Below are 14,471 nucleotides of genomic sequence, written 5' to 3' on the forward strand. Positions count from 1 at the left end.
GGGCTACAAGATCTTCTACTCGGCGATTATCCCGGCACCGCTACTCGTGTTGGGATTCAACCCGACTTGGCTCACGTTTCGGGTGTTTGGCGGCTCTTCGCGGTTCGTGGTGGAGGGGGCCCGTTGCGTCGTTGAGATGTTGAAGGCTCGTGGCCTGCTGGGATGGGTGTTGTCGAGACATCCAGTTCCTGCGAGGACCACGAGCCGTGATCGAGCCTACGGGTTCGCGGCGTGATGCTGCGAGCGTGGCGTTCAACCTGCCCGACTTGCGTGTGATCGACGCGGCCGACGATGACGCCGGGCCGCGTCGAGTGCTCGTGGAGTCGTTGGCGCCGCCGGGGTGCCCGTCGTGTGGGGTGGTCGCGACGCGGGTCCACGCCCGTCGTGAGCAGGTCGTGCGCGACGTGCCAGTGGGCGGGCCGGTGCGGGTGGTGTGGGCCAAGCGTCGCTGGGTCTGCGCCGAGCGCCTGTGCGGGCGGCGCGCACGGGGTGTCGTGGTGGCTGGTCCAGGCTGCGATCAGCGCGGTGGCGGTGCTGCTGCCCGCGGTCGACGAGGTCGCCGTGCGCCGGCTCGGGATCGATGAGCACCGCTACCGGTCGGTGCGCTGGTTCCGCGAGCCGGACGGGTCCTGGCGGCGGTTCGAGCCCTGGATGACCACGTTCGTGGACCTGGACACCGGCAGCGTGCTCGGCGTCGTCGACGGGCGCGACAGCCGATGCGTCGGTGACTGGCTCAAGGTCCGCGACGAGACGTGGCGCGAGCGCGTCGAGGTGGTCGCGATCGACCCGTCCGCGGCGTTCCGTAAGGCGATCGCCACCAACCTGCCGGCAGCTGCGGTCAGCGTCGACGCGTTCCACCTGGTCCAGCTCGCCAACCAGATGCTGACCGCGGTGCGCCAGCGTCGCGCGCGTGAGGTCCACGACCGGCGCGGACGCAGCTGCGACCCGGCCTGGGCGAACCGGCGGCTGCTGCTGCGCGCCGCCGACACCCTCTCGACCCGGGCCTGGGCCAGGCTCGAGCACGTGTTCGCGCGCGACGACCCGAGCGGGCAGCTGGAGTGGGCCTGGGCCGTCAAGGAACACCTACGGATGCTGCTGGCCACCGCATCGCTGACCGACGCCGCCGAGGCCATGCAGACCCTGCGCGCCGTCGCGGCCGTCGCCGCGATGCCCGAGACCGACCGGCTCGTCGCGACCCTGGAAGCCTGGTGGCCCGCGATCGAGGTCCTGATCGTCACCGGCGTCACCAACGCCCGCACCGAGGCCGCGAACACCACGATCAAGAACATCAAGCGCACCGCACGCGGATTCCGCAACGAGAACAACTACCGCGCTCGTATCCTGCTCACCAGCGCCGGCAAGACCGCCGCGTGAACACCCACCTCACAGGCCGTGTTCACCACGAACCGCCAAGAGCCCGACTCGCCCTTCACGCGTGGGAGCGGGGTTCTGGTCGCGAATCCGAGCCAGAACCTCGAACTCACGACAGGGCGGTGCGGGTCAGACGGCGCACTCGCAGACGAGGTTGTACTCGACCACCTGCTCGTCGGGCTGTGCCCAGCGCTCGGCCTCGTCGCGCGAGGCGAAGCGGCGCCCTGCCAGGCGGCCGTTGGCCAGCAGCACGCTGAACTCGATCTGCTCGCGCGGGTCCACCCACGCCACCGTCTCGGGCATCACAGGCTCCTCGGAACACGAACACCAACGGCCCTCGTCGGGATGACGAAGGCCGCGGCGCTGACAGAAGTGGAGGTGGCGGGAATCGAACCCGCGTCCGATGACGTGGAACCAGGGCTTCTCCGGGTGCAGTCCGTGATGGAATTTCTCAGCCCCCACCACTCCCACGGACGAGAAGGTGGACGGGCTCAGTCAGCTAGAAGTCCCGCTCGTCACACTGACGATGACAAGCAGCAGTGGCTCCCTAGATGACGCCAGGAACTAAGCCGGAAGCATGCTTAGGCTGACGGACTTCGAGGCTCGCTCAGGCGGCGAGGGCGAAGTCGGTGCGATTGGAATCGGCACCTATGATTTGCACGGAGCGTTGACGAGATAACCGTGCGTCCTCGACCCGCTTCTCCTGGCTCGACGATCACCGTCGAAACCGATCACCCCCATGTGCAGTTGTCAACCGCCCGGTCCCGCCGCGAGGCAGGCACCGGGCGCAGCCCAGACTACCTGTCCAACGCCGGGCGTGACGACGGGATTCCCCGCCTCACCAGCCGCCGCCACCTCCGCCGGAGGCGCCGCCGGACGACGAGCCCGACGAGCCGGACGAACTCGAGTCGTGCCCGCCGCCGAACCCCGAGCCCGATCCGAACCCGCTGCCGCCGAACCCGCCGCCGCCGAACACGCCACCGAACGTCGAGCCGCGCCTGAGCGGGTCGTCCTCGAGCCAGCTCTCGTCTGAGTCGCGCGCCGAGGACGACGAGCGTGCGGTCGCGAAGCTCGGCGGAACGACCTGCGACCACAGCACGCTCCCGCCGACGCCGGCGCCGAACATCGCGGTGTACCAGGCGCGCTCACGGGCGGAGAGCTCGTCGTCAGGCGCGCGCAGCGAGCGCAGCACCCAGTCGGGCGAGCCGTCGGGCAGCTGGTCGGACGGGTCGATCGAGACGTACTCGCGCTCGACGAGGGACTGGACGTCCGCGGGCGGCGCAGCGGGCCGAGGCGCGCGGCGGGCGACGGAGCCACCGCCGGACAGGCCCGACGACTGCCCCGAGCCGCCGCTGCGCACCATGGCGCTGACGGCTGCGACGACGATCCCGATGATGGCGATCACCACGACGAAGCCGAAGCCGCCGAAGTCGGCGCCGGCCCCCATCTCGTCGAACCCCATCGAGCCGTCCACGTCGACGTCGACGTACCAGTTTCCGTCGTCGAACCCGCCGTCGATGCCTCCCTCGTCGTACCCGTCGTCCACCGGCGCCTGCGGCGCGTACTGCGGGACGACGCCCGGGAACGTGCCGTCGGGCCAGTCGACGGTGACGGTGAGGGCCTCGCCGGGCTGCAGCACGTCCTGGTTGAAGAGCCACGCGCCGTCGGTGTCGGCGACGTGCGTGCACGCGCCGGGGACGACGGTGCACGTCCCGCCCCTTGCGGCGACGGGACCTGTCACCGCGACGCGCACGTTCGAGACGGGGACGTCGAAGTCGGGTCCGACGGCGTCCCAGGAGAGGTCGCCCGCCGGGCCGGACGGGTCGAGCAGGCCCGTGACGTCGTACTCGACGCGATAGGTCTGCACGCCCGAGACGTCGCCGACGTCCTCGTCGCCGATGTACAGGGCGACCCGGTCGCCCTCGTCGTCGATGCGCAGCCCGTCGGGTGCGCCGCTGGGGCTCGCCGCGACCGCGTCGGTCACCTCGAACAGCCGGGTCCAGCCGTCGGCGGTCTGCTCGCTGGTGACGACGGACAGGTACGGGCCGTGACCGGGTTCGTCGCCGAAGTCGAGGTCGAGGTCCACGGCGACGTGGACCACGCCGTCCGCCGCGACGTCGGCCGTCAGCTCGTACCGCGTGATCTCGCGTCCCGACGAGAGGTCGGCGACCGCACCGGCGGGGCCGGCACCGAGCGGTCCGACGACGAGCGCCGCCACCGCACCGGCGAGACCCGCCGCCCCCATGAGCCGTCGTGCCCGCATGACCGCACCCCTGTCCGCCGGCCTCGACGAGACCCCCTACCGGCAGGGTGAACGTACAGCATCTTCAGGCAAGAGCAAGGTCAAGCCAGGGCAAAATCACCCGCTCGGACGACGGCCGGGGTCACGCGTCCTCGACCCGCGAGACGAGCGTGGCGGGCTCGAGCAGCCCGGTCGTCTCGATGCGGAGCACCGCGACGTCCGCACGCGGGTCGCTCACCAGCACCGACGCCGGCGAGCGGAGCCCCGAGGACGGGTCGGTGACGTGGATGCTGGACGCCCCGTCGACGAGGTGCAGCGGCGCGACCGCGATGCCGTCGGCCGTCATCGCGAGCGCGGTCCCCCGCACCGGTCCCGACGAGCCCGCGGCCTCGACCTCGAGCACGCCGCCCGACGAGTCCGCGGCGGCCAGCCCCGGCCACGACGGCGCGCTGCGCGGCCCGGATCCCAGGGTCGGGGCGGTGACCACGGCGGCCTCGGCCGCGGCGGTCGGGCCGACCACCGTGGCACCCACCGCGAACGCCGCGCCGATCGCCAGGCCGCGCCGACGTCCGCGCGGCCGTTCCACCTCGTCGTCAGCGGGCATCGTCGTCCCCTCTCGTCACGGGCACCCGGGCGGCGCCGCCGCGACCATCACAGCGTCCGTACCAGGGGAACGGCTGACCTGTTCTTGATAGTTCCCTGGCAATGTCCGCCCTGGGCGAACCCCGCGGAGACGAACGGCCCCGGCGCTCAGAGCTCCGGGGCGCAGACCCCGCTGCCGAGCTCCGAGAGCCCGTAGAGGTCGCCCGTCTGGTACGTGTACACCGACTCCATCTCGGGGTTCATCAGCTGCGACGGGTCGTCGACGTGGTCCAGGCCGATCGCGTGGGCGAGCTCATGGCGCAGCACGCCGAGGAAGACGCGCCGGTCCACGGCCCGCCTGCCGTCGGTCGTCAGGAGCTCGGCGTCGAGCGAGACCTGCCCCGAGACCACGACCTGCAGCCCCGACGGCGCACGCACGGACCCGGGTCCGCCCAGGCCGACGACGCCGCCGGCCAGGTCGGGCAGCAGCGTCTCGTCGGAGAACCCGATCAGCAGCGGCGCCCACCGCTCGCCGTAGCGCTCGGGTTGATAGGGCGCCCGCTCGGCTCCGACGAGCTCGGTCGTCGGACCGTCGTCGACGAAGACGAGCCCGGTGGCCTCCTGCGCCTCCGCGACGACGCGCGTGACGTCCTGCGCGAACGCGTCCGGGGCGCCGTACGTGCTGACGGCGTAGTGCACGACGCGGCACGGGTCCCACGTGACGGGCCGCTCCTCGCCGTCGACAGTCTGCGTGGCCTCGAACGCGTACGGCGAGCCGTCCCACGCGACGACCGGCGGCGTTCCGAGAGGTGCCGCGCCCTCACCGACGCCGGCAGGCGGGCGCGAGCCGTCGTCGACCATGTGGGCGCCGGCAGCCTCGGCGTCACCGGGGTGCGCCATGAGCGCGTCACGCACGCCGGAGAGGCTCTGGTCGGGCAGCGACCGGTACCAGAGCACCGCGCAGCCCGTCCCGATCAGCGCGGACAGCACGGCGATCAGCACGACGAGCGTGCGCTGCCTGACCCCCGCACCCCCGCGCGCCATCGCCCGCGCCGCACGACGGTCGAGCCTCCGGAACGCCGCCAGGTCACGCCGCGTCCTGCGATCCGGTGGCCCGAGCGTCGGCACGTGGGCTCGCCCCGCCGCCTCGTCGAGCACCCACTGCGGGAGCCGGCCGCTGGGTGAGCGCGGCAGGTCGTCGGGATCGGGCACGTGTTCGCCATCGGCCACGACGAGCCGCGGGTTGAGGGCCACGCACCGAAGCCGGGCGCGTGTCACCCGTGCGGGGCAGGATGACCCCCATGCGCCTGCCCGTGATGCCGCCCGTCGCGCCGATGCTCGCCAAGGCGGTCAGCCAGATCCCCGACGTCGGGCACGTCGAGCCGAAGTGGGACGGCTTCCGCACCATCGTGTTCCGCGACGGCGACGAGGTGGAGCTCGGCAGCCGCAACGAGAAGCCGCTGACCCGCTACTTCCCCGAGCTCGTCGAGCAGATCAGGGCCCACACTCCCCCGCGCTGCGTGCTCGACGGCGAGATCGTCGTCGTCGACGGCGACCGGCTGAGCTTCGACCTGCTGACCAACCGCATCCACCCCGCGGCCTCGCGCGTGAAGCTGCTCGCGGAGCAGACGCCCGCGAGCCTCGTCGCGTTCGACCTGCTCGCGCTCGGCGACGACGACCTGATGGGCACGCCGCTCGCGCAGCGTCGCGCCCGGCTCGAGGACGCGCTCACGGACACCAGCGGGGCCGTGCACCTCACGCCCGCGACCGGCGACCTCGCGCTCGCGCAGCGCTGGTTCACGCAGTTCGAGGGCGCGGGCCTCGACGGCGTCGTCGCCAAGCCGCTGGACGGCACCTACCAGCCGGACAGACGCACGATGTTCAAGGTCAAGCACGAGCGCACGGCCGACTGCGTGGTCGCCGGGTACCGCTGGCACAAGTCGGGCGGGATCGTCGGGAGCCTGCTGCTGGGGCTGTGGGACGACGAGGGGCACCTGCAGCACGTCGGCGTCGTCGCGTCGTTCCCGATGGCGCGCCGCGCCGCGCTCGTCGAGGAGCTGGCCCCGCTCACGACGGGCGTCGACGAGCACCCGTGGGGCGCGTGGGCGGATCCGGCGGCGCACGCGGGCGGGCGGCTGCCGGGCGCGGTCAGCCGGTGGAACGCGACCAAGGACCTGAGCTTCGTCCCGCTGCGCCCCGAGCTCGTCGTCGAGGTCGCCTACGACCACATGGAGGGCACGAGGTTCCGGCACACGACGCAGTTCCGCCGCTGGCGCCCGGACCGCGACCCGTCGTCGTGCACCTACACCCAGCTCGAGGAACCCGTCCGCTTCGACCTCGCGGACATCCTGGGTCGCCGCCCGTAGCCCGCCGCCGACGAGACCGCGGGCGCACCCGCGGCGCGGTTCACCAGCCGCCGCCACCGCCTCCACCGACGCCGCCACCCGAGAAGCCGCCCGAGAAGCCGGAGCTGCCCGAGGAGCCCGGGGTCGGTGCGGTCAGCGACTCCGTGGCCACCGACTGGAAGCGGTCCATCGAGGACGCGAACGCCGTCGCCCAGAACACGCCGGGCATCGGGTTGTAGTACCCGGAGTACCAGGTCGGCTGCGCGACGGCCCGACCCTGCGCGGCGAGCTCGGCGAACACCCGGGCCCACCGCTCGGCGACGCCGAACACGATCGCGTACGGCAGGTAGCGGCTGAAGACGTCCTCGCCCTCCTCGAACCGCAGCTGGTCCGCCTCGGCCGTCGTCAGGTAGAGCCGGAAGCCCATCGCCTGCGCGAGCACGGCGGTGCCGTCCTCGGTGCGGGCGGGCGCGGACGAGGCGCACACGAGCACCACGATGCCGACGACGACGACCGCGACCGGCACCAGCGCGATCCCGGGCACGTCGGCGCCGGCGGCGAACGCCACGAACACCAGCCCGACCCCGACCGCGAGCAGCGCGCCGCCGGCCAGCAGCCAGCGGGTGCGCACCGACTTCGGGTTGGCGCTGAACCAGCCGAGTCGCGTCACCTGCTCGTACAGCGCGGTCTGCACCGCGGTCATCGACGACGCGAACGTGGTCCTGAGCGCGGAGAGCCGCACCTGCGGGCGGCCGGTGAAGACCTCGTCCATGAGCTTGGCCTCGTAGGCCAGCAGCGCCTCGTCGGGCTCGCGCAGCGCGATCAGCGTCCAGTCCTTCGGCTTCTTCCTCGGGTTGCTGCGCGGCACCTCCTCGATGCGCAGGTAGCCGCGCACGGCGAGGTCGATGAGGGTCGCGGTGACGTCGACCGGGTCGGCCTTCTCGTCGACGAGCGTGCCGATCTCTCCCGGCCGCACGTCCGCCGGCGGCGTGAACTGCACCGCGACCGGCGCCCGCTTGTCGCGGTAGCCCGTCGCGCCGTGCGGGCCCGTCCCGGGCCGCAGCCCGGGCGTCAGGCCGAGGTAGGCGCGGTCGCGGCCGACCCGCCGCACCCGGCGGATCGCGACGATGGACCCGACCCCGGCGATCACGAGCGCGACGAGGCCGAGCGGCGTCGCGGGCCGGATCGGGGCCAGCGGGTCCGGCTGCTCGACGATGATCGGCTCGACACCGGGGAACGTCCCGGCAGGCCAGCCGGTCACGGTCGTGAGCTGCGAACCGACGGGCAGCAGGTCCTGCGTGAAGCTCGAGGTCGCGCCCGCGAAGGACGACGACGTGCACGACGACGTGCTCCCCGACGGCCCGGCGAAGCACACCGCTCCCTCGATCGCGGCCGGCCCGGAGACGGTCGCGGTGACGTCGCCGATCGGGATCTCCCAGCCCGGACCGATCACGTTCCAGTACAGCTCGTCGCCCGAGTGCTGCTCGTTCGCCGGGTTGATCAGCCCGTTCACGGTGTAGGCGATCTCGTAGGTCTGCACGCCCGAGACGTCGTCGACGTCCTCGTCCCCGATCCGCAGGATCGTCGCGTCGCCGTCGTCCTCCTGGTAGAGGTTCGCGGGCGCCCCTGTCGGGCTCGAGACCTCGATGTCGCTGTACCAGAACTCGCGGTCGTGCGTGTCGTCGTACCCCTGCCGGAGCGGCAGCGTGAGGTACGGGCCGTGCCCGGGGTCGTTCCCGAAGTCGAAGTCGAAGTCGATGGTGACGTGCACGACGCCGTCGGCCTGCGCCTGCGCCGTCAGGTCGTACCGCGTGATCTCGCGCCCCGAGGTCTGGTCCGGTGCAGCCGCCGCGGCTGTGGCACCGCCGATCAGGAGAACCGTCCCGAGCACGGCGGCGAGTGCGGCTCCGAGGCGAGTCTCGGCTCGGGTGAGGGTGGGCATCGGCGGGCTCAGCGGTCGCGGCGCTCGCGGATGGCGCGCTGCGCCTCCATGGTGTCCTGCCGCTCACGCAGGGCCTGGCGCTTGTCCCAGTCCCGCTTGCCGCGGGCCAGCGCGATCTCGACCTTGGCACGCCCGTCGAGGAAGTACAGCGCGAGGGGCACGATCGTCTGGCCCTTCTCGCGGGTGCGCGACTCGAGCCGCTCGATCTCCTCGCGGTGCAGGAGCAGCTTGCGCTTGCGACGCGGCGCGTGGTTGGTCCAGGTGCCCTGCGCGTACTCGGAGATGTGCGCGCCGTGCAGCCACGCCTCGCCGCCCTCGACCTCGCACCAGCCGTCGACGAGCGAGGCCCGGCCGGCGCGGAGCGCCTTGACCTCGGTGCCGGTCAGCACCAGCCCCGCCTCGAACACGTCCTCGATGACGTAGTCGTGGCGCGCCTTGCGGTTCGCTGCGATGAGCTTGCGCCCGCTCTCCCTGGCCACGACGACCTCCTCACGTCCAGCTCACGTCCGTGCGCACCCTCGTCGGACGTCCGACGAGCGCGCCCGACCTGCGCGGGCGCCGACCGACTCTACCTGCCGGAGCGTCGGGATCCGCAGCGCATTGTCCCCGGCCACGCGCGGCCGTGCTCCGATCAGATGCCGAGATACGGGCGCGGGTTGGTGGTGGCGCCGTTGATGTAGACCTCGAAGTGCAGGTGGCAGGCCGCCGACGTGCCGGTGTTGCCGGCGCGCGCGATGAGCTGGCCGGCGGAGACCTTCTGCCCCGGGCTCACGAGGATCTGCGACAGGTGGTTGTAGCTGGTCGCCACCCCGCGGTCGTTGATGATGCCGTGGTCGATCATCACCTGGTTGCCGTACCCCGCGCGGTACCGGCCCCACAGCACGGTGCCGTCGCGACCCGCGTACACGTCGTTGCCGCAGTAGTCGCGCAGGTCGATCCCGGCGTGCAGGCGCCAGTAGTGCAGGATCGGGTGGAACCGCATCCCGTACTCGGAGGTCACGTAGATCGGGTCGGTCTGCGTCGGGTTGACGAACAGCTGGCTGCCGGAGACCCCCGGCGGGTTCGGCGTCGAGTTGTTGCGCTCGTCGCGCTCGCGCTGCTCCTCGATCGCCTTCTTGAGCTCCTCGGCGATCCGGTCGGCCTCCGCGTCGGCCGCCGCGATGTCGTCGATCAGCTGCTGCCGCTGCGCCTCGAGGGTCGCCTGCTTCTCCTTCTGCTCCGCGAGCAGCGTGTCGAGCGCCTTCTTGGCGTCCTCGGCGGCCTGCTTCGCGGTCTGCGCCTCGGCGAGCTTCTCGTCGGCCTCGGCCTTGAGCTCGACGATCCGGTCCTGGACCGCGCCGAGACGCTCCTGCGAGTTGAGGTTGCCGGACTCGGTGGACTTCAGGTCGTCGAGCACCTGCGCGCGAGCGCGCAGTGCCATGTTCACCATGTCGGCGCGCTCGATGAAGTCCTCGCTCGAGTCGGCGTCGAGGATCACCCCGACGTTCGACATGTCTCCGCCGCCGCGGTACGCCTCGCGCGCCATCTGGCCGATGGCCTGACGCATCTTGTCGGCCTCGCCGGTGTTCTGCGTGATCGCGACGTCGAGGTCGGCGGCCTGCTCCTTGGCGTCGTCGAGCTGCGCCGCGACGAGCACCGCCTTGCGCCTGGCGTCGTCGTACCTGTCGTTGGCCTCGTCGAGCTTGAGCTGTGCGGCCGGCAGCAGCGTCTGGATCTCGAGCAGCCGGTCGGCGATCGCGGCGAGGTCGGACGTGACGCCCTCCATCGCCTCCTCGGCGTCGGCACGGGCCTGCTCGTTCTTGCGCTGCTCCTCCTCCGCGGCGTGGCGGCGGTCGTCGATCGCGTCGCCCGACGCGGGCGCGGCACCCCCGAAGGCGAGCCCGACCCCGAGCGCGAGGACGGCCAGGACGGCAGCAGGACGGCGACGGCGCATCATCACACCTTCGTGTAGCGGCTCAGGGTGACCAACGACGAGATGGCGGCGAGCAGGATCGCCGCCAGGATCAACCACGGCGCGACGGTCAGGACGTCGGAGGTCGACACGTACGGGATCCAGCTCACGCTGGCACCCAACCAGTCCGTGATCAGGTATTCCACCCCCAGCCACAACCCGCCGACGGCGAGCAGCGACCCCACGGTCGCCGCGATCGCCCCCTCGAGCATGAACGGGAGCTGGATGAACAGCGTGGACGCGCCGACGAGCCGCATGATGCCGGTCTCGCGCCGACGCGAGAGCGCCGACAGCCGGATCGTCGTGGTGATGAGCAGCACGGCCGCGATCAGCATGACGAGTGCGAGCCCGCCGGCCAGCAGCGTCGCGCGGTCGAGCACGAGGAACAGCCGGTCGAACAGCCTCCGCTGGTCCTGCACGCTCTCGACGCCCTGCTTGCCCGACACGACCTCGGCCACGAGCTGGTACTTCGACGGGTCGGTGAGCTTGATCCGCAGCGACGAGTTCATGTCGTCGACCGTCGCGACCGACGCCCACGACTGGTCGCCGAACTGCTCCTGGAAGCGCTCGAACGCCTCCTCCTTGGACTCCTCGAACTTCTCCTGGATGTACGGCGCGACCTCGGGCTGCGCGAGCGCGTCGAGGATCGCCTGCCGCTGCTCGTCGGTGACCTCCCCGCCCGCGCACGTGGGCTCGGGCGAGTTCGACGGGCACAGGTAGACCGAGACCTCGACCTTGTCGTACCAGTCGTCCTTCATCTTGCCGATCTGCAGCTGCAGCAGAGCGGCGGCCCCGACGAAGGTGAGGGACACGAACGTCACCAGGATCACCGAGACGGTCATGGACAGGTTCCGACGAAGACCGATGCCGATCTCGGAGAGGATGAAGCGCAGTCGCACGGCCCCTCCCCTCAGCGGTCCGAGCCGTAGACGCCGCGCGACTGGTCGCGCACCATCTCGCCGGTGGACAGCTCGACCACTCGCTTGCGCATCTGGTCGACGATCTCGTCGTCGTGCGTGGCCATCAGCACCGTCGTGCCCGTGCGGTTGATCCGGTCGAGCAGGCGCATGATCCCCAGGGACGTGGTCGGGTCGAGGTTGCCGGTCGGCTCGTCGCACAGCAGGATCGGCGGCCGGTTGACGAACGCGCGCGCGATCGCGACACGCTGCTGCTCGCCACCGGACAGCTCGTGCGGACGACGCTTCTCCTTGCCGGCCAGGCCGACCATCTCGAGCACGTCCGGCACCGTCGTCAGGATCTGGTGGCGCGGCTTGCCGATCACCTGCAGCGCGAACGCGACGTTCTCGAACACCGACTTGTTGGGCAGCAGGCGAAAGTCCTGGAAGACCGCGCCGATCTGGCGGCGCAACGCCGGGACCTTCCACGACGAGAGCGTGCCCAGCTCCTTGCCGGCGACGAACACCTTGCCGGCCGACGCGCGCTCCTCGCGCAGCACGAGGCGCAGGAACGTGGACTTGCCCGAGCCGGAGGCCCCGACGAGGAACACGAACTCGCCGCGCTCGACGTCGAGCGAGATGCGGTCCAGCGCGGGCCTGGCGCCGCGCGCGTAGACCTTGGTGACGTTCTCGAAACGGATCACGGTGCTGTGCTCAGACTCCGGGCAGACGGACACCGGCCACCGGACGGCGGCGCGGCCTCGTCGAGACTAGGCACGCCACCTTCACGCTTCGGCGTGTGACACGCCGGAGGTCGGTCACTCCGCGTCCGGGTCCGTCCAGATGCCCTGCTCGCGTTCGGTCCACAGCTCGGCGCGTGCGGCCGCCTTGGCGTCCATCCGCTCCTTGAACTCGGTGCGCTTCTCGCCGCGGGTCGGGCGCGACTGGTCGTCGAGCCGCGCGTCCGTGCCGCGCGAGCCGAGCAGCTCGGCACCCGTCATGAGCGTGGGCTCCCAGTCGAACACCACCGCGTCGGTGTCGGGGCCGATGCGCACCTCGTCGCCCGCGACCGCGCCGGTCTTGAACAGCCGCTCCTCGACGCCCAGGCGGGCCAGGCGGTCCGCCAGGTAGCCGACGGCCTCGTCGTTGGTGAAGTCCGTCTGACGCACCCAGCGCTCGGGCTTCTCGCCGCGCACCTGGAACCACACCGCGCCGCCGCCCTCGCGCCGCGTGACCGTGAACCCCGCGTCGTCGACGGCCTTGGGCCGCAGGACCACGCGCGTGGGCTCGGGCGCGGGCGCCTCGCGGCGGGCCTTCTCGACGAGCTCGGCGAGCGCGAACGTCAGTGCCCGCAGCCCCTCATGGCTCGCGGTCGAGACCTCGTGCACCGGCAGTCCGCGCGCCTCCAGCTCGGGGCGCACCAGCTCGGCGAGCTCGCGCGCCTCGGGCACGTCGATCTTGTTCAGCACGACGATCTGCGGGCGCTCGGTCAGCGGCACCCGGCCGCCCTCGATCTCCAGGTCGCCCGCGTAGGCGGCCAGCTCGGCCTCGATGACCTCGAGGTCGGTGATCGGGTCGCGGCCCGGCTCGAGGGTCGCGCAGTCGAGCACGTGCACGAGCACCGCGCACCGTTCGACGTGACGCAGGAACTCCAGTCCCAGCCCGCGACCCTCGGACGCGCCCGGGATCAGGCCGGGCACGTCGGCGACGGTGTAGCGCGCGGTGCCGGCCTGGACCACGCCCAGGTTCGGCACGAGAGTCGTGAACGGGTAGTCCGCGATCTTCGGCCGCGCCGCCGAGATCGCCGCGACCAGCGACGACTTGCCCGCGCTCGGCCAGCCGACCAGCGCGACGTCCGCGATCGTCTTGAGCTCGAGCACGACGTCGGCCGACAGACCCGGCTCGCCGAGCAGCGCGAAGCCCGGCGCCTTGCGACGCGGTGAGGCCAGCGCGGCGTTGCCCAGCCCGCCGCGGCCGCCGGCCGCGACGACGTAGCGCGCGCCCACCCCCACGAGGTCCGCGAGGACCTCGCCGTCGGGCGACTTCACGACCGTGCCGTCAGGCACCCCCAGCACCAGGTCCGCACCCGTCGCGCCGGCCCGGTGGTCGCCCATCCCCTGCGTCCCGGACGGAGCGTGGCGGTGCGGCAGGTGGTGGAACTCGAGCAGGGTCGTCACCTGCGGGTCCACCTCGAGCACCACCGAACCGCCACCGCCGCCGTTGCCGCCGTCGGGGCCGGCCAGCGGCTTGAACTTCTCCCGGTGGATCGAGGCGCAGCCGTTCCCGCCGTCACCGCCCGACGCGTGCAGCACCACGCGATCGACGAATGTCGCCATGCCTCACCACCTCCTCGTCCACCTCACCACACCCGCCCGCACGAGTCGCACGGGGTGAACACGACGAAGGGGCGCACCGCAACCGGTGCGCCCCTTCGCGACGTACTGCGACCTGTCAGACCTCGGCCGGGACGATGTCGATGACCTTGCGGCCCCGACGCGTGCCGAACTGCACCGAACCCGGGGTCAGCGCGAAGAGCGTGTCGTCCCCGCCGCGGCCCACGTTGTTGCCGGGGTGGAAGTGCGTGCCGCGCTGGCGGACGAGGATCTCGCCGGCCTTGACGACCTGACCACCGAAACGCTTCACGCCAAGGCGCTGCGCGTTCGAGTCGCGACCGTTGCGCGAGGAGCTCGCGCCCTTCTTGTGTGCCATGACGAACCTGCTCTCGGGTTGCTCAGAACGGGGATCCCGCGGCCGTCGTCGCCGACGCCCACGGGGAAGCTCACTTGATGCCGGTGACCTTGAGGCGGGTCAGGTCCTGACGGTGACCCTGGCGCTTGCGGTAGCCGGTCTTGTTCTTGTACTTGAGGATGTCGATCTTCGGTCCCCGCTCGTTGCGGACGACCTCGGCGGTGACCGTGATCTTCGCGAGCGCAGCCGCGTCGGTCGTCACCTTCTCGCCGTCCACGAGCAGCAGCGCGGGCAGCTCGACGGTCGAACCGGCCTGCGCGGAGAGGCGGTCGACGACGACGATGTCGCCGACGGCGACCTTCTCCTGGCGGCCGCCGGCCTTCACGATCGCGTACACCACGTTGCTGCTCATCTCTGCTCGTCGAAACTGCTGCTCTGTCGTCCCGGGACTCAC

At 71.8% G+C, this 14,471-nt stretch carries 16 protein-coding genes and 1 other RNA gene; 4 read left to right on the forward strand and 13 right to left on the reverse strand.

The window, feature by feature from the left end; all coding sequences use genetic code 11:
• The 3 genes from CCO02nite_RS15875 to CCO02nite_RS08650 form a co-directional block, all read left to right on the forward strand.
• The coding region (locus CCO02nite_RS15875; RefSeq protein ID WP_222593174.1) for a hypothetical protein at positions 1-235 on the forward strand (235 nt) is incomplete at its 5' end.
• Positions 236-356: 121 nt separating this feature from the next.
• Positions 357-584, forward strand: a complete 228-nt coding sequence (locus tag CCO02nite_RS16075; RefSeq protein WP_246117464.1) for a transposase family protein — start codon at positions 357-359, stop codon at positions 582-584.
• Positions 526-1,374 (forward strand): ISL3 family transposase, encoded by an 849-nt coding sequence (locus CCO02nite_RS08650; protein ID WP_246117440.1) that lies wholly within the window; start codon positions 526-528, stop codon positions 1,372-1,374. The genes CCO02nite_RS16075 and CCO02nite_RS08650 overlap by 59 nt, the downstream gene beginning before the upstream one ends.
• A gap of 126 nt (positions 1,375-1,500) precedes the next feature.
• Here the strand turns inward: CCO02nite_RS08650 and CCO02nite_RS15700 are convergent, their stop codons facing one another.
• The 5 genes from CCO02nite_RS15700 to CCO02nite_RS08670 all read right to left on the reverse strand — a co-directional run bounded on the left by CCO02nite_RS15700 (position 1,501) and on the right by CCO02nite_RS08670 (position 5,449).
• Positions 1,501-1,674, reverse strand: coding sequence for a hypothetical protein (locus CCO02nite_RS15700; protein WP_186812641.1), 174 nt, complete (start codon positions 1,672-1,674; stop codon positions 1,501-1,503).
• A gap of 67 nt (positions 1,675-1,741) precedes the next feature.
• Positions 1,742-2,110: a transfer-messenger RNA gene (ssrA, locus tag CCO02nite_RS08655) on the reverse strand.
• 99 nt (positions 2,111-2,209) lie between these two features.
• Positions 2,210-3,634, reverse strand: a complete 1,425-nt coding sequence (locus CCO02nite_RS08660; RefSeq protein WP_146842742.1) for a DUF2207 domain-containing protein — start codon at positions 3,632-3,634, stop codon at positions 2,210-2,212.
• A 121-nt stretch (positions 3,635-3,755) separates the two neighbouring features.
• A complete protein-coding gene (locus CCO02nite_RS08665; protein WP_146842743.1) occupies positions 3,756-4,217 on the reverse strand; it encodes a S1C family serine protease in 462 nt (153 codons plus the stop codon).
• Between the two features lie 146 nt (positions 4,218-4,363).
• On the reverse strand, positions 4,364-5,449 hold the full coding sequence (locus CCO02nite_RS08670; RefSeq protein ID WP_146842744.1) for a matrixin family metalloprotease: 1,086 nt from the start codon (positions 5,447-5,449) through the stop codon (positions 4,364-4,366).
• Between the two features lie 47 nt (positions 5,450-5,496).
• Here CCO02nite_RS08670 and CCO02nite_RS08675 point away from each other — a divergent pair, with 47 nt between their 5' ends.
• Entirely contained in the window at positions 5,497-6,561 is a 1,065-nt protein-coding gene (locus CCO02nite_RS08675) for an ATP-dependent DNA ligase (RefSeq protein WP_146842745.1), read from the forward strand.
• 40 nt (positions 6,562-6,601) lie between these two features.
• Here the strand turns inward: CCO02nite_RS08675 and CCO02nite_RS08680 are convergent, their stop codons facing one another.
• The 8 genes from CCO02nite_RS08680 to rplU all read right to left on the reverse strand — a co-directional run bounded on the left by CCO02nite_RS08680 (position 6,602) and on the right by rplU (position 14,417).
• On the reverse strand, positions 6,602-8,482 hold the full coding sequence (locus CCO02nite_RS08680; RefSeq protein ID WP_146842746.1) for a DUF2207 domain-containing protein: 1,881 nt from the start codon (positions 8,480-8,482) through the stop codon (positions 6,602-6,604).
• A gap of 8 nt (positions 8,483-8,490) precedes the next feature.
• Positions 8,491-8,961, reverse strand: coding sequence for an SsrA-binding protein SmpB (gene smpB / locus CCO02nite_RS08685; RefSeq protein ID WP_146842747.1), 471 nt, complete (start codon positions 8,959-8,961; stop codon positions 8,491-8,493).
• A gap of 152 nt (positions 8,962-9,113) precedes the next feature.
• Positions 9,114-10,415, reverse strand: a complete 1,302-nt coding sequence (locus tag CCO02nite_RS08690) for a M23 family metallopeptidase (RefSeq protein WP_246117441.1) — start codon at positions 10,413-10,415, stop codon at positions 9,114-9,116.
• A 2-nt stretch (positions 10,416-10,417) separates the two neighbouring features.
• Positions 10,418-11,332: a permease-like cell division protein FtsX gene (gene ftsX / locus CCO02nite_RS08695; RefSeq protein WP_146842749.1), complete on the reverse strand. Its 915-nt coding sequence runs from the start codon at positions 11,330-11,332 to the stop codon at positions 10,418-10,420.
• 11 nt (positions 11,333-11,343) lie between these two features.
• A complete protein-coding gene (gene ftsE, locus CCO02nite_RS08700; RefSeq protein ID WP_146842750.1) occupies positions 11,344-12,033 on the reverse strand; it encodes a cell division ATP-binding protein FtsE in 690 nt (229 codons plus the stop codon).
• A gap of 114 nt (positions 12,034-12,147) precedes the next feature.
• Positions 12,148-13,665 carry a GTPase ObgE gene (gene obgE / locus CCO02nite_RS08705; protein ID WP_146842751.1) on the reverse strand — a complete coding sequence of 506 codons (1,518 nt, stop codon included), beginning with the start codon at positions 13,663-13,665 and terminating at the stop codon, positions 12,148-12,150.
• A gap of 115 nt (positions 13,666-13,780) precedes the next feature.
• Positions 13,781-14,038, reverse strand: a complete 258-nt coding sequence (rpmA, locus tag CCO02nite_RS08710; RefSeq protein WP_146842752.1) for a 50S ribosomal protein L27 — start codon at positions 14,036-14,038, stop codon at positions 13,781-13,783.
• Between the two features lie 70 nt (positions 14,039-14,108).
• The gene (rplU, locus tag CCO02nite_RS08715) at positions 14,109-14,417 is read right to left on the reverse strand and encodes a 50S ribosomal protein L21 (RefSeq protein ID WP_186812650.1); all 309 of its coding nucleotides are present in this window, start codon (positions 14,415-14,417) and stop codon (positions 14,109-14,111) included.
• Between the last annotated feature and the right edge of the window lie 54 nt (positions 14,418-14,471).

This window comes from Cellulomonas composti (assembly GCF_007990245.1).
Lineage (GTDB): Bacteria > Actinomycetota > Actinomycetes > Actinomycetales > Cellulomonadaceae > Cellulomonas > Cellulomonas composti.

Excerpts from the sequence above, each read along its gene's own strand:
- CCO02nite_RS08665 (WP_146842743.1), bottom strand. The coding sequence starts at position 4,217 with ATGCCCGCTGACGACGAGGTGGAACGGCCGCGCGGACGTCGGCGCGGC.
- CCO02nite_RS15700 (WP_186812641.1), bottom strand. The coding sequence starts at position 1,674 with ATGCCCGAGACGGTGGCGTGGGTGGACCCGCGCGAGCAGATCGAGTTC.
- CCO02nite_RS08690 (WP_246117441.1), bottom strand. The coding sequence starts at position 10,415 with ATGCGCCGTCGCCGTCCTGCTGCCGTCCTGGCCGTCCTCGCGCTCGGG.
- CCO02nite_RS08680 (WP_146842746.1), bottom strand. The coding sequence starts at position 8,482 with ATGCCCACCCTCACCCGAGCCGAGACTCGCCTCGGAGCCGCACTCGCC.
- obgE (WP_146842751.1), bottom strand. The coding sequence starts at position 13,665 with ATGGCGACATTCGTCGATCGCGTGGTGCTGCACGCGTCGGGCGGTGAC.
- CCO02nite_RS08675 (WP_146842745.1), top strand. The coding sequence starts at position 5,497 with ATGCGCCTGCCCGTGATGCCGCCCGTCGCGCCGATGCTCGCCAAGGCG.
- rpmA (WP_146842752.1), bottom strand. The coding sequence starts at position 14,038 with ATGGCACACAAGAAGGGCGCGAGCTCCTCGCGCAACGGTCGCGACTCG.
- CCO02nite_RS08660 (WP_146842742.1), bottom strand. The coding sequence starts at position 3,634 with ATGCGGGCACGACGGCTCATGGGGGCGGCGGGTCTCGCCGGTGCGGTG.